This window comes from Flavobacterium sp. (genome assembly GCF_040379285.1).
Taxonomy (GTDB): domain Bacteria; phylum Bacteroidota; class Bacteroidia; order Flavobacteriales; family Flavobacteriaceae; genus Flavobacterium.
The window spans coordinates 15,333-34,910 of sequence record NZ_JBEILJ010000009.1 but is presented as its reverse complement, the minus strand read 5'-3'; the positions used below and the strand labels follow the sequence as shown (position 1 = coordinate 34,910).

Below are 19,578 nucleotides of genomic sequence, written 5' to 3'. Positions count from 1 at the left end.
TCTCAGCTATGGTTTGGCCTTCCATTTACAGTGTCTACTCATCCCGATCTACGCCTTCCCTTTCTTATTTTTTTTTACATCTCTATAAGCATGGTACTTCTATCACGCAAGGGGTTTACTATATGTTGGGAAAGGGGTTCCCATTGATGTAGGGAATGGAAAAGGGAATTCGTATGATTTTTTTAGTTACTCTATTGGGATTGTTATTTTCCTGTTTGTCTCCAATTACGGGTTGACGATATTGCGTTATTCTCGATTTACATTGAGTGTGATTCGTGCCAAGCCGTTCTTTGCATTGCTTTTTATTTTCTCGGTGAGTGTTTTAATCAACGCCAGTTATTTACATTATTTACAATATATTATTCCATTTTAGCTTCTTTTTTATGCGCAGGTACAAAATGAAGTAGAAAAGCAACAGCTTCCCCATACAAAAAGCTATTCTTTTCTTATTTCCCTTGTATTTCTCACGGGTTCTGGTATTTATTCTTTGACCAAAAAACCTCTTAATTTTCAAAATCAAGAAGCTGAACGGCAAGCTATTCTTACCGACATTCCAAAAGTTTCTACGGTTTTCCTAGAAGGCGTTTCGCCCGCTCATTACTACTTATGCGATTTTAATTCGATCAATCTTTCTACTATTGGATATACCTTTTCGGGTTACTTTTTACCAACCTCTATCTTGAAATATGCAAAAGGTGGTAGTTTTATCCTAGCCAGCCAAGAGCAATTCCAAAAGTATAAGCTGATCCTTGACTCGAGATACTCCTGTAAAACTATTGTGTTACAAAATCAAACCTATTATGTAATTCGCAAGTCGTTATAGGATTGTTACAAGTTATAAAACATTATTTTTGGGAAACAATAATTTAGATAACTCAACAATTTAATATTTTCCCTTTTTTCCAGGTTATTTCTCTTTACAGATAGCAACCCGTTTAATTTTTTTCAGTTGCTAATTCAAAACAATGTTTTTAACATTTTTTTGGCAAAAGCTTGTATGTTAAAAATATAACGAGTACTTTTGTTACTCGATTTGAAGCACCGATGTTAGAAACACTTATTACATCTAAAACACGGTTGCGGATTTTGGTAAAGTTATTTATCAATGCCGCCAATAACGGATACCTTCGCGGGTTGGCTGATGAGCTCAACGAGTCGACCAATGCCATTCGCAAAGAACTCAATAATCTTACCGAAGCCGGGTATCTGGAAAAAGAAGCGGTACGCAATACCATTTTGTACAAAGCCAACACCCGACACCCCTTATTTAGTACCTTACAAAAAATTGTCCGCCAACATTTAGGGCTGGATGCCATCATTGAGATGATTTTATCGCGAATGGGCACCGTTTACCAGATTGCTTTGGTGGGGGATTATGCCAATGGGATCGATTCGGGATATATTCAGGTACACGTATATGGGGCCGATTTGAATGCAGCGTATATTGAACAATTGCAACCCAAAATCGAAGCACAAATCAAACGGAAAGTCTTTTTTGAACTGCGGGATGAGCCGCTCAAAGAGGGCTTGATTATTTATGAAATAGATGATAATTAAAATAAAATGTTAGAGACAAGAATTTATTCAAATAGCAATACGTATAGTATCCTCCACATTTTACTTTCTAGTATTAAAGGGTATAAAAGTTCTTTCTATTTGGCTAAGCAATTGGCTAAGCGGGATATAAAAGCACAATATCGCCAATCATTGTTGGGCATTTTATGGGCGCTTATTCCAGTATTTATAAATGCTTTGGTTTGGATACTATTACAACGTTCTGGAGCTGTAAAACTCACCGATACACTTATTCCATATCCTGTTTATGTATTAATAGGAACAACGATTTGGTCAATTTTTGGGGAATGTTTGGCTATGCCGATAACGACTGTAAATGCCAATATCGGTATTATTACAAAAATTAATTTTGAAAAAGAAGCCCTAATCTCACTAGGATTTATAAAGTTGCTTTTCAATCTTTTGATTAAGCTGGGGCTAATTATACTTGTACTATCGGTGTATCAAATATTACCTTCGAGTTCTATTTTCTTCTTTATGCCGCTGCTTTTATTAACGATGTTGTTTTTTGTGGCAATTGGAACTTTATTAGCGCCTATAGGGGTTTTATATGCCGACATAAGTCGTATGATCCCTATTGCGATGCAACTTCTAATGTATACATGTCCCGTATTGTATGTTCTTCCTAAAGAAGGTTTTTTACGACAGATTATGATGTATAACCCGCTTAGTTATTTTATTATTGATGTTAGAAATACATTAACTGGTTTTTATGTCGAACATTGGTTTTATTGGTTGGGAGCTTTTGTTTTTACGGGGATAATTGCCTTGTTAGCAATGTTAGTTTATCGAGTTTCCATGCCAATTATTACTGAACGAATGAGTGCTTAAATTATGGGAGAAGTATTGATTAAAGCGGAAGGAGTTTCAAAAAAGTTTGCCAAGGACTTAAAACGTAGTTTGTATTACGGACTTGTTGATATGGCCAATGGTGTAATGGGGAAGTCAAAAACTCGAAATTTACGAAAAGATGAGTTTTGGGCAGTGAGAGATTTAAATTTTGAAGTACGTCGTGGTGAATGTTTAGGATTGATAGGGCACAATGGTGCGGGTAAAAGTACGTTGCTTAAAATGTTGAACGGTCTTATTTCTCCCGATGAAGGAACAATCACCATGAAAGGACGTATTGGTGCATTGATTGAATTAGGTGCAGGGTTCAATACGGTATTGACAGGACGTGAAAATATCTATAACAATGCAGCTGTCATTGGGTTTAGTAGAGAAGAAATTGATGCCAATTTGAAAGATATCATTACGTTTTCAGAATTAGAAGAATTCATTGATATGCCTGTCAAAAACTATAGTTCTGGGATGAAAGTTCGTTTAGGATTTGCTATTGCGGCTCAATTGAAGCCAGATATATTATTGATTGATGAAGTTCTTGCTGTTGGTGATTTAGGTTTTGTACTCAAATGTTTTAAAAAAATTGACCAGCTATTACCCCAAACGGCTTTAATATTTGTTTCCCATTCTATGCCTATGGTAGCGCGTATTTGTAACCAGATTGTTTTGATGGATCATGGAAAAACAGAGTACCAAGGTTTTGATATTCCCACAGGTATTGGATTGTATTACAATAAATTTTCAACGAGTGAGAATAGTGTTTTGTTTGATGATGGTTCATTAGAAGTCGCTTCGTTTACCTTAAATGTTGATGAAAACAATACATTGAAAAGAGGTGAAGATTTGATGGTCGTATTAGATTTTACTATTAAAAACTCTAATTTACAACACGTACCTTCGGTTTATTTGGAATTTAGAGATAAAGAGCAACGCCCTATCGCTGGAGCCATTGTAAAAGATAAAAAAGTCGAAATTATTAACAATGCTTTGCGTTACACCATTACAATCAAAAATATACCTTTTTCGTTGGGCTTATATTCAATTGACTTAACGGTGGGTAATTTTGAAACTAAAGAACCAATACTGAGAATCAATAATTTCTGTTCATTTCAAGTCGCAAGTACTACACAGATGTGGGTGCCTATTGAGTTGGATGCCAATTTCACTATAGAAAATCATACGGTATGATAAATGTAACCAAGACTTTCTTTCCTCCCCTAGCTGATTATCAACAGCAAGTGCAACGCATTTGGGATAACCAATGGCTTACTAATCGCGGTGCTTTGGTTAAAGAATTAGAAGAGAAACTAAAAGAGTATCTTTCTGTTTCTAACATCTTGGTAATGAATAACGGAACTATTCCGATACAAATTGCCTTGAAAATTTTGGGTAATGGAGGAGAAATCATAACAACACCTTTTAGTTATGTAGCTACAACTGCGGCAATTGTTTGGGAACATTGTACTCCGGTTTTTGTTGATATTGACCCTGAACATTTGACAATAGATGAGACAAAAATCGAAGCCGCAATTACACCTCGAACTACCTGTATTTTAGCCACTCATGTTTTTGGCAATCCTTGTCATGTGGAAGCTATTGAAGCAATCGCTCAAAAGCATAATCTCCATGTTATTTACGATGCAGCCCATGCCTTTGGAGTTACATATAAAGGAAAATCAATTTTTACTTACGGTAATGTAAGTACCTGTAGCTTTCATGCTACTAAGTTATTTCATACAGGTGAAGGTGGCGCATTGTTTTGTGAGGATGACACATTGCGACATACCCTAACCTACAGTCATAATTTCGGGCATAATGGTCCTCTTGATTTTCATGGATTAGGGATTAATGGAAAAATATCGGAGTTGCAAGGTGCCATGGGATTATCCGTTTTACCCTATATGCGAACCATACTTGAAGGACGAAAACGAGTAGTAGAGGGTTATGAAAAGTATTTGGATTTTTCAAATTTACAAACGTTAAAGGTGCGAGAAAATACTAATTGGAATTACAGTTATTATCCTGTGATTTTTGAAACAGAGGCACAACTTCTCAATGTACAAGCGGCTCTAAATGCAGTACAAATTTATCCGAGAAGGTATTTTTACCCCTCTCTAAATACAATCGAATATACCAAAGGCACCTCAATGCCTATTTCGGAAAGCATAGCAAGTCGGATTTTGTGTTTGCCATTATATGCTGAATTGAGTGATGATGTAGTTTATCGTATTTCAAATCTAATTTCAACCTCTAAATAATCTGGATATGTTAGATAGCTATTTTTTTATTCCTGGCGATAAGACCAAATATCTAGAAAAAATAGATTCGCTTACTGCAGATTATATTGTCATTGATTTGGAGGATTCAGTTGCCCAAAACAATAAACAAGTAGGTTTTGAAATGGTACGTTCTCTTACTTTTAAAAAGAATTTTTTTCTAAGAATTCCCTTTTTTGACTCTTGCTACTCAAAGGTTCAAATTCAGGAGCTCATCACTCAATTTGAAGGGCAAATAGTATTGCCTAAAATAAATTCCTCGAAAGACGTTCGTAAAGTGGTTGAATGGGCAGAAGGAAAACCTCTACATATGATTGTTTTGATTGAAAATCCTAGAAGTTTTATTGCAACCAAAAAGATTCTCAAAAAATACAGTACACAAATTCATGCGATTGGTTTTGGAACTCATGATTTTTGTTCACTAACAGGGATAAAACATTCTTTGGATTATTTGGCACATTATAAACGTGAATTAATTGTTTTATGCAAAGCATACCAAGTGGACTATTTGGATGGAGTGGATTTAAATTTACAGGATTTGAGTACATTCAAAACGGAATGTCTATTTGCTTTTGAAGCCGGGGCGACAGGGAAATTTTTAATTCATCCCAAACAGCTGGAGGCTTTTCATCAAATTGATTATTTAACACCTGCTGAAATTCAGCAATTGCAAAAAGTTTACACTCAGGTTAAGGACATACCGAAAGATGCAATAGAAGTGTATACTATCGACGGGACGGTTTACGAAAAACCACATATCCTTCGTATTAAAAAACTCATGGAAAAAATTCAACACAGCAATACTAACCTAAATACAAACGCTTATGGAAGCCAATAAAATGGGCCATTATTTTGAAGACTTCGTAATTGGCGAGGTCATTCAACATTGCCAATCCAAGACAATATTTGAATCTGATAATAATTTATTTTCTATGCTTACAATGAATCATCACCCTGTGCATACGAATTTAGATTATTGTCAAAGTAATCAACATGGACAAATTTTAGTACCAGGGACCTTAGTGTTTTGCCTAGCGGTTCATTTAACAGTAATGGATGTAAGCGGAAAAGCTATAGCCAATTTAGCCTACGAAAATATAGACCATTTACATCCAACATTTATCAATGATACCCTATATAGTCGTACTACCGTTTTGGATAAAACCGAATCAAAGTCAAAAAATGATCGGGGAGTTATTTATGTTGAAACAGTCGGCTCAAATCAAAATGGAGTAGATGTGATTCGTTTTCGTCGTAAAATTTTAATCAAAAAGAGAAATCATGGAGCATAAATTACTTTTGTTACGGAGCATGATGTTCGTGCCCGGACATAATGATAAACTAATTGAATCGGCCGCAAAAAGTACTGCGGATGCTTTAATTTTTGATCTTGAAGATAGCGTGCAGCCAGAAAATAACAAATTGTTGGCACGTCAAAATATTGTTAAACATACTAAAAACCCCCAATTTGATCGGTTTCAAAAATTTGTTCGATTAAATGAAATTGAAACTTCCTTCTTTCTTCAAGATGTAATTCAAGTTACTGAAGCCAATATTGATGGATTTCTTTTGTCTAAAACGAATACAAAAGAAGATATTCTATATCTCGATAATTTATTAACTTCAATTGAGCGCGAACGAAATCTTGAAAAAGGAAAATTTTCTATCATACCTATACTTGAAAGTGCAATGTCAATTGTAAATATCAATGAAATTGCAACCGCTTCGTCAAGGATTATTGCGTTAGGATTTGGTTCTGAAGATTATGTGTCCGATATTCAAGGTGTTCGTGATTTTGACACCAATACAAGTATTGCTTTTCCAAGAAGTTTAGTGCCTATTGTAGCTCGTGCTCATAAAATGGAAGCAATTGACGCAGCATATATCAAAGTACATGATTTAGAGGGTTTAGCTAAGCATCTTGAAACGGGTAAGATACTGGGATATAGCGGAATGTGGGTTTTGCATCCGAAACAAAATGACTTGGTAAATGAAGTATTTTCACCTACTGCACAAGAATACGAAGACTCCAAAAACTTTTTGCGACTTTATGCTGAAGCTCAGAAAATAAATAAAGGGGTAGCTATTATTGAAGGGAAATTCGTAGGACCTCCTTTGATTACCAAATCTAAAGATATTATCGCTCGTGTGGAGCTAATCGAAAAAAGACGTCAAATGTTTAACGACTAGATTATGGAAAAAGTTATAATTATTGGAGGTAAAAGTTCAGCTACACTCATTGCAGATTATATTTACGATGCACAACACAAATATGGTATGCCAATAGAATGTATTGGTTTTGCTTATAATGATTTACCTGTGGGTACAGATATTAATGGATTTCCAGTCCTTTCGAGAGTAGAAGATGTTTACGATAAATACAAAGATGATCCTCAAGTTAAATTTATCTTTCAATCCTATAACATTCAATCCATGCAAGAAACGATAGACTATAAGGATAGTTTAGGAATACCTCTAGATCGTTACTGTACATTTATTCATCCAAGTTGTATGATTGCTCGAAGTGCAACGATAGGAGTTGGAACAATAATCTTAGCTCATTCAGTCGTAAATCCAAAAGCTAAAGTAGGTCAATTTAATTCCTTTATGAGTGGAGTAACGATTGGTCACGATGCAGTTGTAGGTAATTATAATCTAGTAGCAACTCAAGCTATTGTAGCAAATGTAATTATGGGCGATCGAAATTTCATTGGTATAAATGCAACTACCAATAATAAAATTACCATTGGGGATGATTGTATGATCGGTATGGCTTCCAATGTTGTAAAAGATGTCCCCTCAGGTACAAAGTGTTTTGGTAATCCTGCAAAACCAGTGGACACTCCTAAACGATTACGTTAGTTAAATAAAAAATAATGGATTGCAAAGTTTCTATATGTTGCTTAACCTTTAATCATGCTGCTTATCTTGAAAAATGTTTGCAGGGATTTTTAATGCAACAATGTAATTTTACCTTTGAAGTACTTATTCATGAGGATGCTTCAACCGATGAAACAGCTTCAATACTTAAAAAATATGAAGCGCAATATCCTAATATAATTAAGCCCATTTATCAAACAAAAAATCAATTTAAAAAGGGAATTTCACCAACTATTCGATTCAATTTCCCAAGATGTAAAGGCGAATATATTGCATTTTGTGAAGGCGATGATTATTGGACCGACCCATATAAATTGCAAAAACAGGTTGATTTTTTAGAGAGTCACCCTGAGTATAGTATATGTTGGACGCATTATATGGAAGAAAAAGAAAATTCATCAGCTCCACTTATCTATCCTGATTGGAGGCATCAAATTGACCCCAATCAACCCATTAGCTTTGATTTAAATACAATTTTTACACCATATTGTACATACACGGTTACGGCTCTTTTTCGTACAAAATGTTTAGATTTTTCATTTATTGAAAAACTCAAATACTTTAAGGACAATACTTTATATGCATTATGCCTTTCCTCAGGAAAAGGGATGTTACTTCCCATTGCCACAGCAGTATATCGAATACATGGGGGTGGCATATATTCAAGCGCTTCACAATATAAACAGCGCCATTCTAGTTATTTAAACTTAAAAGAAATTGTAGAAAAAATTCCAGGATGTAATACGCCTAATTTAATAAACGTTAGAAATGGTTTATTGCGATTATCTTTTAGAACCCATCCTAGTCAGAAATCTAAAGACTATTTAATGTTGATAATAGAAGGTTTCAAAACACTAGGTATTAGAGAAACCTTAGTTTTAATTAAAAAGAAGTTTAAAGGTGAGCCAATATAAATCCGATTTATTGATTAGCATTATTATGCCTGCCTTCAATGTTGAAAAATACATTGGAGCCAGTATTACAAGTGTTATAAATCAAACATACTCCAATTGGGAACTCATTGTTATTGATGATGGCTCAACAGATGACACGGCAGCTATAGTTAAATCATTTATCGAAAAAGACGATAGAATAAAGTATTTATATCAAGAAAACGCACGTCAAGCAAGAGCAAGAAATAATGGAATTTCACATGCAAAAGGGAGTCTTTTAGCTTTTCTTGATTCCGATGATATGTGGTTGCCTCAAAAACTCGAAATATCTTTAGCCTCTTTTGATTTAGAACAATATGACTTGTTATTAACAAATAGTTATTTGACAAATAATGAATTAATTGATGTTGTTCATCCAAATTATCAAGTAATGGATGTTAAAGATTGTGTATTTACCGGAGAAGAAGCTTTAAAAAAATTTATAGAAATAAATAGAGTGCCTATCTTAACTGTATTAGTTAAAAAAGCAATAGTATTAAAGGCTAACTGTTTTGACGAAAATTGCGTTCCAGCAGAAGATTTTGATTTGTGGATTCGATTATTAAAAAACAATGCAGTTTTTAAGTCAATTTCTTGGCCGCAGTCAATTTATAGAATACAAGAAAGTTCTTCAACTGCTTCAGATAGATTTGCAACTAAACCAGTTGTAAAAGTAATTGTAAAAAATTTTACATCGATAGAATTACAAAATTTAAAGGTGGATTGGTTTCTTAGAAAATGGATACATCGATGGATTGATAATTGTTTGAATCCAAAAAATGTCAATGAATTTAAGAAGTATGTTTACCATTTTAATTTCAAAAACAAATGGATTGTTCTACTATTTTTAAGTCACAAAATAATTGGTTATAAACGTTTTAAAAAGTTAATAACAAAAGCTTTGCAGTAATGAGTTTTTTAGTATCAATTATTGTTCCTTGTTACAATCAAGCACAGTTTCTACCTGAAACATTGCAATCGGTGTTGGATCAAACCTACACTAATTGGGAATGTATTATTGTGAATGATGGATCACCTGATCATACAGAAACAGTTGCTCAAGAATGGTGTGATAAGGACGAAAGGTTTATTTATTTAAAAAAAGACAACGGAGGATTAAGTAGTGCTAGAAATGCGGGTTTAAAAGTTGCCAAAGGAGATTATATTCAGTTTTTAGATTCTGACGATTTGTTGTATAACGATAAATTACAAAAGCAAATATCATTTTTTAATGAAACTACTGATATCATTATTTGTGATTTTTTCCCATTTGATCAAGATTCTGGTGACTTTTTGAAAATACGTTACATGAATCCGTTCCCAAGCGAGCAGAATTATAAAAATGATATAATAATAAAATGGGAAACAGAGTTGTCTATTCCTTGTCATTGTGTTTTATTTAAAAAAGAACTAATAAATCAAGATACAGAGATACAGTTTGACGAAAGTTTACCCAATCACGAAGACTGGGTTTTTTGGGTAAAATTGTTTTATCATTCCAAAGGAATTCATAATATAAATGAAGTTTTGGTTAGTTATAGAATCCATAATAAATCTATGTGTTCCGATACAATTTTAATGAAAAAGGGTTTTATAGATGCATGTATTTCTAATAAAACTTATTTTATTTCTAGAAAAGATAAAAAAGGTATTAAACTTTGTAAAGAAAAATGGAATAGGATACAAGGAATAACTAAAATAACATTAAAAGTTAAATTATATTCTGTTCTAGAAAATATTAAAAACAAGATTATCAGTAAAAAAATTATTTAGTTCAAATAAAAAAAAATATGGTTCATAAAATCAAGCCCATAGCAATTCATCTTCCACAATTTCACCCTACGCCAGAAAATGACGAATGGTGGGGAAAAGGATTTACAGAATGGACTAATGTTACTAAGGCAACTCCCTTGTTTAAAGATCATTATCAACCTCAATTACCATCCGATTTAGGGTTTTATGATTTGCGACTTGAAGAAGCTCGTTTAGCTCAAGAAGCTCTTGCAAAAGAATTTGGTATTCATGGTTTTTGTTACTATCATTATTGGTTTAATGGCAAACGAATTCTAAACGAACCAGTAGATAGAAAATTAAAGAATCCAAAAGAAGATTTGCCTTTCATGTTATGCTGGGCCAATGAAAACTGGACTAGACGTTGGGACGGACAAGACCAAGAAGTTTTAATGCAACAAAATTATTCAGCACAAGATGATGTAGCACACCTGCAACATTTAATTCCTTACTTTAAAGACCAACGCTATATAAAAGTTAATGGCAAACCTGTTTTTGTAGTTTACAAACCCTATCTGTTTCCTAACCCGAGTGAAACAGCTAAAAGATGGCGTGAAGTTGCTGCACAACACGGTTTAGAATTGTATTTGTGTCATACCGTTTTTTCCTATACAAAAAACTGGGACAAACTAATTGATGGTTTTGATGCTGCCATAGATTTTGAACCCTTTGGAATAAGAAGAGAGAGTGTTTTTAAAGAAATTAATCGAATTAAAAGAGAAAGTTTTAACACAAATTTTTCTAATCGAGTTATTAGAAATATAAAACGAGCAATAGGATTACCAACACAAAGCTATGATAACCTATTAAACAAATTGGAATACGATTTTATGACCAAAAACATTAAGTCACTTAAGGAATTTAACTTTAAAATGTATCCTAATTTAGTGCCAGGGTGGGATAATTCCTCCCGTAGAAAAAATAATCCTTCCTTGTTATTAAACAATTCAAGTCCAGAACTATTTGAAAAATGGTTAAAATTAATTGTCTCTGATTTCGAACCCTATTCTGAAGAAGAAAATTTTTTGTTTATTAATGCTTGGAACGAATGGGCAGAAGGAAATCATCTAGAACCATGTCAAAAATGGGGTAGATCATATCTTGAAAAAGTAAAAAAAGTAATAGATGAAAAAGATTATTTAAATTAAAAAAGATTAGTAATGAGTAAAAATTTGAAATTTTTAGCCTACTATTTGCCTCAGTATCACCCCATTAAAGAAAATGACGAATGGTGGGGAAAAGGGTTTACCGAATGGACGAATGTAAAAAAAGCAAAACCCTTGTTTAAAGGTCATCATCAACCTATTGTACCCGGGGAGTTGGGGTATTATGACCTGCTTAAACAACCCGAAATACAAGAGCGTCAAGCTCAATTAGCCAAAGAATACGGAGTTGATGGTTTTATTTATTACCAATATTGGTTTGGTAATGGTAAGATGTTATTAGAGAAACCTGCTGAGCAAATGTTGCAAAATAAAAACGTTGATATTCCATTTTGTTTTTGTTGGGCTAATGAAACATGGAAAGGGATTTGGCATGGTTTAGATAATCCAAATGTGTTAATTGAGCAAACGTATAATGGAGAACATGACTATATTAAATATTTTAATTATTTACTTCCCTTTTTTAAAGATGAACGCTATGTTAAAGTAGATAATAAACCTATGTTTCATATTTATAAACTTGATGATATTCCTGATTTAGATTTGTTTACTTCAGTTTTTAATACTTTAGCTATTGAGAATGGTTTTTCTGGAGTTTATTTTATAGCTACTATAAACGTAAATTCTGTTAATGTCACTGAAAATCATAATATTCAAGGCGTAGTTGGTGTGGATAAATTCAGATTTTTAAGATATAATAGAAAGTATTTTTTCAAAAACAATACCTTTCTAAACAAAATTGAAAAATATATATTATACCGATTAGGTCATTTTGATGATATTGGAAGCCGAACTAAACCTGTAATTTTAGATTACTCAAAAGCTATTGCAACATTAAATATTACAATACCTCATAAAAAATTTATTCCTTGTATAATCCCGAATTGGGATAATTCCCCAAGAAGTGGAATGAAATCTTTGATTTTTAAAAACGCTACTCCAAAATTATTTTATGAATATTTGAATTTAACTTTTTCAAAGTTTAAGGAATATCCAGACAACCCCCCATTTATAATCTTAAAATCTTGGAATGAGTGGGCAGAAGGAAATTATTTGGAACCAGATCAAAAATTTGGAGTCGGATGGCTTTTAGCCGTTAAAGAAGCAAAACATAAATTAAATAAAATTTAATTTTTTTAAACATTAAATACTGAAAACTTTATAAGTCACAATTTAGATTGTATGAATTTTAAAATATTTATCTAAATACTGATGAATTTAAATAGTATTGATTAGTTTACTTTAAATATTTTGAAACCATCAAGAAAGCTAAAAACAACAGTTTTTTTAATTAATACTAAATCATGTCTTTTTAATTTTTAAAAATCTTTTTCAGAATCTTAGAAGTATGATAGTTCGTCACAATTATTTATATTTAGTGTAATTAAAAAATTATATTAAATGCTTTATCTCAAACTATAGTGGATGATTTTTTTAAAATCTACGTGAGACAAAAATGCGAAGCCTATGAACGTAATCTTTTCGGTTTGTTGGAAAAGTATTTAAAAACATCCGATACCCCAGAACGACAGTTGGCTTTAGTGCAAGAAATCAAGGCAGTACTCCCTAAGCGCAAGCTGACAAGGGATACCTTTCGCCATTCCAAATGGAAATGGTTGTTGAAACTAATGTATAATTATTCCCCCAAAGGATATGTAACCCTGGTGTCTTGGCGATGAGTGTGCGATTGAGTATTATTGTCCCTGTTTATAATGTGGAGCCCTATTTGGAGTCCTGCCTTCAATCGATAGTGACGCAATCGCTTTCTCCTTCAGCTTATGAAGTGCTGGTCATTAACGACGGTTCCCCCGACGGCTGTGCGACCATCCTAGATCGCTATGCCCAAAGGTATCCACAAATCATTGCCCTACATCAAGAAAATCAAGGAGTGTCAGCCGCTCGGAATGCCGGGTTGGATCGGGCCCGCGGTCGTGTGATTACCTTTGTCGATTCGGATGATGCTCTTGAACCCAACAGTTTGCATGCTGTTTTGGAACGCTTTGAAGCAGCCGATTTGGATATTTTGTATGCCCATATTCAAGCCATTGATGAACGTAATAACCCTGTTAAACAAGATTATACAGTAGGTGCTGATGAGGTAATTGCTTCTGGTTTTCGTCATTCTCGTCGGACGTTCCCTGCCACTTTTTATCGCGCTACTTGTATCGGAAGTCACCGTTTTCCTCTGGGAATTCCCATTGGAGAGGATACGGTTTTTAACTTAAAAGTGCAAGCGTTTGCGCAACGGGTCAGTTACTGTTCACTCCCGTATTATCGGTATTTGCTTCGGGGCAATTCGGCCACCAAAGCGGTTAAAACCGATAAAGCCTATCGCGGTTTTCGGAAGGCGTTGGATGAAATTGTATACTTTCAAAAAGCGCATTTTCTGGAGCATAAAGAGTCCTCACGTTATTTTGACGCCCAACTTTTATTGTTCCTCGATCGAATCGCAATGCATCATTTGGTGTATTCGCTAAAGGCTAGTTATTTTAACGATATTACCCGTTGGGTTCGGGAACATCAAAGGGAATCCCTTTTGGTACAATTGTCGGCTACCTATCCAGCGATTGACCGTCCGTATGTCATTTTTTGGCTCATTCAACACGGTTTACGATGGAAGCAACGCCTGCGTACGTTGTTGTGGCGCCTAAAGCAATACCTTTTGCCTCGAAATAAAAAATGAAGTTGAATCTGACCCACGGTAATTTGTATCTTTACCCGACGGTCAAAAAATAGTATACGTGCTTGTTAGTATCCTCATACCGGTGTATAATGCGGCTTCCCACTTGGCCTCTTGTTGGGCTACGTTGGAGGCGCAAACCCATACCGATTTTGAAGCCGTATTTGTGAATGAGGGTTCGATCGATGCTACCGAACAAATGCTCCAGGAAAAGGCAACACGCGAGCCCCGTTTTCGTGTGATTTCGCAGTCGAATCAAGGCGTGAGTGCCGCCCGAAATTCCGGGATTGCGCTGGCTCAAGGCGACTACATTGCTTTTATGGATGTCGACGATACCTTGGCCCCCGATTTTTTGGAACAATTGCTATCGGCCGCAAAAAATTACGATTGTGAAGTGGTTTTTTCGGGTTTTCAAGAGGAGTTACAGGGCAAATGGTATACTCAAATACCGCCATTACCGTTGCATACCAAGTTGGAGGCCCATCAAATTTGCCAAGACGTTTGGCCAGCGTGTTTAAGAAGCAATCAGTTGAATTCGGTGTGCAACATTTTTTTTGCCCGATCTCTGGTGTAATCTATTCGTTTTCCAGAGTGGTTCTGACATTGGGGGAAATGGCATTTTATTAAAGATATTTGCAACGAAAGTCAACAGTGTATCGTTGGTTTTTCTGTAATAAATTTAAACGATAAATCCATTATCAAATTAGTTGTATGGTTGTCCCAAATTTGTTATTTTTACTCCTGTTGAAATCTGCTTCATCCCAAGTCATTATAGGGTTTTTGTGGTAGGATGTGTAAACAAACCTCAGATGAATAACACGATCAGGGTTTCTGTAATTATTCCGGTTTATAACGTTACATCGTATTTGACCGAATGTTTGACTTCGTTGGCGCACCAAACGCTCACAGCCGTTGAGTTCATTACGGTCAACGACGGTTCGACCGATGGAAGTGATCTTATTTTGGAATCCTTTGCTCAAAAAGATTCTCGTTTTCGGGTCGTTCACCAATCGAATCAAGGCGTTTCGGTTGCTCGAAATCAGGGGTTACTTTTGGCACAAGGCGAATGTGTTGCTTTTGTGGATGCCGATGATTTTGTAGCGAATGATTACTTAGAGCAATTGTATGAAGCTTATATTTGTCATAGTGTCCAGATTGTAGTTTCAAATTATACTTCACAAGTAGACGGAAAATGGGTTGAATTTAGGAAGCAGTTCATTAATAATGAAATTTATTCTAACCTTCAAATTCATCATGAAATTATTGCTGATTTTTTAAAAAATGATTCTCTCAACACTTCTTGGGGAAAACTATTTTCTAGAGGTTTAATTAATTCTCATGAAATTTTTTTTCCTTCTGGTGTAACTAATGGTGAAGATGCCTTTTTTTGTATGAAAGCTTTTGCAGTTGCTGAAAGTTTAGTGTTTATTAATAATTCAGGGTACCATTATCGAGAAGTTTATGGAAGTGCATCACGGAATATTCTTGCTAAAAATTATCTCCAAATAGCCGTAGATACTTATTCCTTTGATCATCAGTCATATGCTCAGCTAATTTTGCCTCCTGATTTAATTTATCGATATAAATCGCAACGATTTATTGAAAACCTTTACAGTTTAATCCACATTTATATGTGTACAAAAGAGTATGTTCCATGGGTAAAACGAGTCAAGGCAGTCTATCAAATTATTCAACACCCAAAACTGAACGAGGCATTACAGTCTTTTGGTAATAGTTTAGAAAAGACCTCTTTTGGTTATCGTAAAATGATGCTTAGATTTATGCGAAGAAAGTTCCTGCTTGGTATTATTTCCTTGACAACTTACAGTAATTTTAGAAATAATTATTTTAAAAGTAAAAATTAATGAAAATATTAATGTTTAATCATACAGGAAGTGATAATCGTGGCTGCGAAGCGATTGTACGTTCCTCATGCCAATTGCTATCGGAAAGATTTCAAGCAGGAGAAATTGGTTTGGCTTCATTCAAACCTGAAACTGATGTTTTATTTGAAAACATGGTACGTATTCATGATGTGCGTCGCAACAAAGTCTCGAAATATTCACTTCCATGGATTAAAAGTGCTTTATCAGTAAAGCTTTTTAAAGATGAAACACCTATGCTTCGGTATCAAAATGCACCATTATTAAATTTAATTCCTCAATATGATGTGTTTCTTTCAATCGGTGGAGATAATTATTGTTATGGCGAGCAGCCATGGTTATATTTAATTAATCATGAAATAAAAAAAGTGGGAAAAAAATTAATTCTTTGGGGCGCATCGATAGGTCAGGAGGATTTGTCTCTAGCGAAGGTGTCCGACCTAAAGCAATTCGATTTGTTATTGGTTCGCGAAACCTTGACCTATGATGTTTTAAAACGCAATGGAATTACCCGTGTACAATTGTGTGCCGATGGCGCTTTTACCATGGAACAAGAACAATTGCCTTTGCCCGAGGGTTGGCAAGAAGGCAATACAATAGGCTTCAATACGAGTCCGCTGGTGATTCGTAAAAATCCAGCCTCGAAACAAGCCGCTTTAGATTTGGTTCAGCATATTTTGGACACCACCGATATGACGATTGCCTTTACCCCGCATGTCATCGAACCTGGAAATGATGATTATGAATGTTTGGCTGAATTTTATGAAATCTTCAAAGGCTCAGGCAGGGTTTTGTTGTTGCCTAATCATTTAAATGCTATTCAGTACAAAGGCTATATCGCCCGAATGCGTTTCTTTATTGGGGCACGCACCCATGCGACCATTGCAGCCTATTCTACTTTAGTACCTACGATGGTTTTGGGATATAGCGTTAAATCCAAAGGAATCGCGAAAGACATTTTTGGCGAAGAGCGCTTGGTTTTGAATTTAGCCGAGATTTCCGATAGCGCGAAATTGATCGATAAATTTGAAGAAATGAAGCGGGATGAAAGTGACCTGCGAACGTTATTGGCCACTCGAATTCCAGAAATAAAAAAAATGTCCCAAAAAGCAGTCGATTATTTGTTTGAACTTTTAAAGAAATAATGAAAAAAAATCTCGTATTCATTATTCCTTCTTTGGAGGCGGGTGGCGCTGAAAAGAGCCTCGTCAATCTATTGAATACGTTAGATTATCAACGCTATGCAGTTGATTTGGTGCTGTTAAAACCGGGAGGGGTGTTTTCAGACTTGGTTCCTAAAGCCGTGAATCGTCTTGAATTGAATGTAGATTTTCAGTATTTTAGTCGGGGACTCCTACCGTCTTGCCTACATTTTTTATGTCGCCTGCAATTTCGTTTGTTGTATCATCGCTTGGCCTTTTTTGTTATCAGTCGTTGGGCCAAAAATGCAGCGGTGGGCGAGCAACAGAATTGGAAACACATGCGCCCTTTTATCCAAACGTTACCCAAGCGGTATGATGTGGCCATTGGATTTCTGGAAAAAACGTCCAATTATTTTGCCGTAGATTGTGTTAACGCTAAGGTAAAAATCGGTTGGATTCATACCACCTATTCCAATTCGGGAATGGAGTCCAAACGCGATGTTCCGTATTTTGAATCAATGAAAGCAGTGATTGGGGTTTCCCCTGAATGTGTTGCTGATTTACAGCAAAATTTTCCAGCGTTAAAAGGGAAGTTTCAGCTGATTTACAATATTGTTTCACCAACTTTAATTCGTCAATTGGCCGATCAGGAATGTCCCGATTTGCATTATTTTGAAAAGCCCGTTACGCTCTTGACCATCGCACGATTGAGTCCCGAAAAAGGGATTGATATTGCCATTGTGGCAGCGCGTATTTTGGCGGATAAAGGAATCGAATTTATGTGGCTTATTTTGGGAGAAGGAAATGAGCGCGCTGCGTTAACCCAACAAATCGCCGATCATCAGTTGCAAAATCATGTTTTTTTAGCAGGTGTTCGGGTCAATCCGTACCCGTATGTTCAACGTGCTACGCTGTATGTGCAGCCTTCTCGGTATGAGGGAAAATCGATGGCTATTGAAGAAGCTAAGATTTTGCATAAACCAGTTGTCGTTACGCATTTCTCTTCGGCGTTGGATCAAATCGAACCCGATGTTACCGGTTTTATTGCCAACCAAGATGCGGTTCATTTAGCAGCAACAATTGAGCGCCTGATTGCTAATGATTTCCTTCAAAAACAGGTGGTTGATCATTTGCAAAACTTAGCTTTGGGTACCGAAGCCGAAATTCAAAAACTTTACCAATTAATCGATTCGCATGAATAAGCAGCGCCTTCTTTTTGTCATGAATAATTTGCACTGTGGTGGGGCTGAAAAAGCCTTAGTCTCCTTATTGCAAACGATCGATTATACCCGATTTGAAGTTGATTTGCTGTTGTTTCGCAAAGAGGGATTGTTTTTAAATCAAGTACCTGCAACGGTTACTATTTTGGAAACTCCTCAATCGTATGCTTATTTTGATGGTTCGTTTATTCGATCCCTAGGAACGGCTTTTTTGAAGTTACGTTGGGATATCATTTGGAATCGTATTGGGTTTACTAGACAATATAAAAAGGAGCGACATGCAGCTATTCGTGAGCAAAAAGTTTGGCGATATATAAGCGCAACAATGCCCCCATTGAAGTCCTCCTATGATTTAGCGATAGGTTTTTTGGAAAAAATGCCTACATATTATATTGTTGAAAAAGTGAACGCAACTTGTAAAGTTGGTTTTGTTCATAATGATTATGAAAAATTAGGTATGGATTCTCAGTTCGACTTACCCTATTTTCAAAAATTGGATGCTATTGCTACTATTTCTGAGTCGTGTTTGGCCAGTTTGCAACGGCAATTTCCAACGCTTTCTAGTCGGTTGCTCATAATTCAAAATATTTCATCTCCTTCGGTGATACAACAATTAGCTGAAGCCACGATTCCTCCCATGGGTAACGGACTAAAATTAGTAACCATTGGACGTTTAGATCCGCAAAAAGGGTATGATTTATTGATAGAGGCTGCTCTTTATTTGAAACAACAGCAATTGGCATTTACCTGGAGTATTTTGGGGGATGGTGGATTGAAAGCAAACTTATTGGAACAAATAAAAACACACGATTTACAAGAACATATTGTTTTTTTAGGCATACAAGAAAATCCGTATCCGTATTTAAAACAGTGCGATATTTATGTCCAGACATCCCGATTTGAGGGGAAATCGGTCGCCATTGATGAAGCTAAAATTTTGCAAAAGCCCATCATAGTAACCAATTTTTCTACCGCCAAAGATCAAATAACGGATGGGTATAATGGTTCTATAGTAGATATGGCGGGTATTGCTATTGCGAAAGGCATTCTTGATTTGAGTGCCAATCCTTCCCTTCAAGCGCAATTTCGGTTACAATTGGCAAAAGAGAAAATGGGTAATGAAGAGGAAGTTGAAAAAATTTATCAATTTGCCCAATCTGAAAGGTTTAATAAATGAGATTTTAGGGTATTCT

General features: G+C 35.3%; 20 protein-coding genes. All 20 read left to right on the top strand.

The window, feature by feature from the left end; translation table 11 throughout:
• The first annotated feature begins 1,086 nt into the window (after window positions 1–1,086).
• The 20 genes from ABWO12_RS03435 to ABWO12_RS03340 all read left to right on the top strand — a co-directional run bounded on the left by ABWO12_RS03435 (window position 1,087) and on the right by ABWO12_RS03340 (window position 19,562).
• Window positions 1,087–1,557, top strand: a complete 471-nt coding sequence (locus ABWO12_RS03435) for an ArsR family transcriptional regulator (protein WP_353087243.1) — start codon at window positions 1,087–1,089, stop codon at window positions 1,555–1,557.
• A 99-nt stretch (window positions 1,558–1,656) separates the two neighbouring features.
• Window positions 1,657–2,406: an ABC transporter permease gene (locus ABWO12_RS03430; protein WP_353087241.1), complete on the top strand. Its 750-nt coding sequence runs from the start codon at window positions 1,657–1,659 to the stop codon at window positions 2,404–2,406.
• Between the two features lie 3 nt (window positions 2,407–2,409).
• Window positions 2,410–3,606, top strand: coding sequence for an ABC transporter ATP-binding protein (locus ABWO12_RS03425; RefSeq protein WP_353087240.1), 1,197 nt, complete (start codon window positions 2,410–2,412; stop codon window positions 3,604–3,606).
• Window positions 3,603–4,676, top strand: coding sequence for a DegT/DnrJ/EryC1/StrS family aminotransferase (locus tag ABWO12_RS03420; protein ID WP_353087238.1), 1,074 nt, complete (start codon window positions 3,603–3,605; stop codon window positions 4,674–4,676). The genes ABWO12_RS03425 and ABWO12_RS03420 overlap by 4 nt, the downstream gene beginning before the upstream one ends.
• Before the next feature lie 7 nt (window positions 4,677–4,683).
• Entirely contained in the window at window positions 4,684–5,532 is an 849-nt protein-coding gene (locus ABWO12_RS03415) for an HpcH/HpaI aldolase/citrate lyase family protein (protein ID WP_353087237.1), read from the top strand.
• A complete protein-coding gene (locus ABWO12_RS03410) occupies window positions 5,519–5,986 on the top strand; it encodes a MaoC family dehydratase (RefSeq protein WP_353087235.1) in 468 nt (155 codons plus the stop codon). The genes ABWO12_RS03415 and ABWO12_RS03410 overlap by 14 nt, the downstream gene beginning before the upstream one ends.
• Window positions 5,976–6,884: an HpcH/HpaI aldolase/citrate lyase family protein gene (locus tag ABWO12_RS03405; RefSeq protein ID WP_353087233.1), complete on the top strand. Its 909-nt coding sequence runs from the start codon at window positions 5,976–5,978 to the stop codon at window positions 6,882–6,884. The genes ABWO12_RS03410 and ABWO12_RS03405 overlap by 11 nt, the downstream gene beginning before the upstream one ends.
• A 3-nt stretch (window positions 6,885–6,887) precedes the next feature.
• Window positions 6,888–7,556: an LbetaH domain-containing protein gene (locus ABWO12_RS03400; RefSeq protein WP_353087232.1), complete on the top strand. Its 669-nt coding sequence runs from the start codon at window positions 6,888–6,890 to the stop codon at window positions 7,554–7,556.
• A gap of 14 nt (window positions 7,557–7,570) precedes the next feature.
• Window positions 7,571–8,488: a glycosyltransferase family 2 protein gene (locus ABWO12_RS03395; RefSeq protein ID WP_353087231.1), complete on the top strand. Its 918-nt coding sequence runs from the start codon at window positions 7,571–7,573 to the stop codon at window positions 8,486–8,488.
• A 10-nt stretch (window positions 8,489–8,498) separates the two neighbouring features.
• Window positions 8,499–9,416: a glycosyltransferase family 2 protein gene (locus ABWO12_RS03390; RefSeq protein WP_353087229.1), complete on the top strand. Its 918-nt coding sequence runs from the start codon at window positions 8,499–8,501 to the stop codon at window positions 9,414–9,416.
• The gene (locus tag ABWO12_RS03385; RefSeq protein ID WP_353087227.1) at window positions 9,416–10,279 is read left to right on the top strand and encodes a glycosyltransferase family 2 protein; all 864 of its coding nucleotides are present in this window, start codon (window positions 9,416–9,418) and stop codon (window positions 10,277–10,279) included. Before ABWO12_RS03390 ends, ABWO12_RS03385 begins: the two co-directional genes overlap by 1 nt.
• A gap of 17 nt (window positions 10,280–10,296) precedes the next feature.
• The gene (locus ABWO12_RS03380; RefSeq protein ID WP_353087225.1) at window positions 10,297–11,445 is read left to right on the top strand and encodes a glycosyltransferase WbsX family protein; all 1,149 of its coding nucleotides are present in this window, start codon (window positions 10,297–10,299) and stop codon (window positions 11,443–11,445) included.
• Window positions 11,446–11,457: 12 nt separating this feature from the next.
• A complete protein-coding gene (locus ABWO12_RS03375; RefSeq protein ID WP_353087223.1) occupies window positions 11,458–12,591 on the top strand; it encodes a glycosyltransferase WbsX family protein in 1,134 nt (377 codons plus the stop codon).
• Between the two features lie 314 nt (window positions 12,592–12,905).
• The gene (locus ABWO12_RS03370) at window positions 12,906–13,139 is read left to right on the top strand and encodes a hypothetical protein (protein ID WP_353087221.1); all 234 of its coding nucleotides are present in this window, start codon (window positions 12,906–12,908) and stop codon (window positions 13,137–13,139) included.
• Window positions 13,136–14,143, top strand: coding sequence for a glycosyltransferase (locus ABWO12_RS03365; protein WP_353087219.1), 1,008 nt, complete (start codon window positions 13,136–13,138; stop codon window positions 14,141–14,143). The genes ABWO12_RS03370 and ABWO12_RS03365 overlap by 4 nt, the downstream gene beginning before the upstream one ends.
• A gap of 58 nt (window positions 14,144–14,201) precedes the next feature.
• Entirely contained in the window at window positions 14,202–14,714 is a 513-nt protein-coding gene (locus ABWO12_RS03360) for a glycosyltransferase family 2 protein (RefSeq protein ID WP_353087217.1), read from the top strand.
• A gap of 235 nt (window positions 14,715–14,949) precedes the next feature.
• Window positions 14,950–16,005 (top strand): glycosyltransferase family 2 protein, encoded by a 1,056-nt coding sequence (locus ABWO12_RS03355; RefSeq protein WP_353087215.1) that lies wholly within the window; start codon window positions 14,950–14,952, stop codon window positions 16,003–16,005.
• Window positions 16,005–17,168: a polysaccharide pyruvyl transferase family protein gene (locus ABWO12_RS03350; RefSeq protein ID WP_353087213.1), complete on the top strand. Its 1,164-nt coding sequence runs from the start codon at window positions 16,005–16,007 to the stop codon at window positions 17,166–17,168. Before ABWO12_RS03355 ends, ABWO12_RS03350 begins: the two co-directional genes overlap by 1 nt.
• Window positions 17,168–18,367 carry a glycosyltransferase gene (locus ABWO12_RS03345; protein ID WP_353087211.1) on the top strand — a complete coding sequence of 400 codons (1,200 nt, stop codon included), beginning with the start codon at window positions 17,168–17,170 and terminating at the stop codon, window positions 18,365–18,367. Before ABWO12_RS03350 ends, ABWO12_RS03345 begins: the two co-directional genes overlap by 1 nt.
• Complete coding sequence (locus ABWO12_RS03340) at window positions 18,360–19,562, top strand: glycosyltransferase (protein WP_353087209.1); 1,203 nt, start codon at window positions 18,360–18,362, stop codon at window positions 19,560–19,562. The genes ABWO12_RS03345 and ABWO12_RS03340 overlap by 8 nt, the downstream gene beginning before the upstream one ends.
• Window positions 19,563–19,578: the final 16 nt, after the last annotated feature.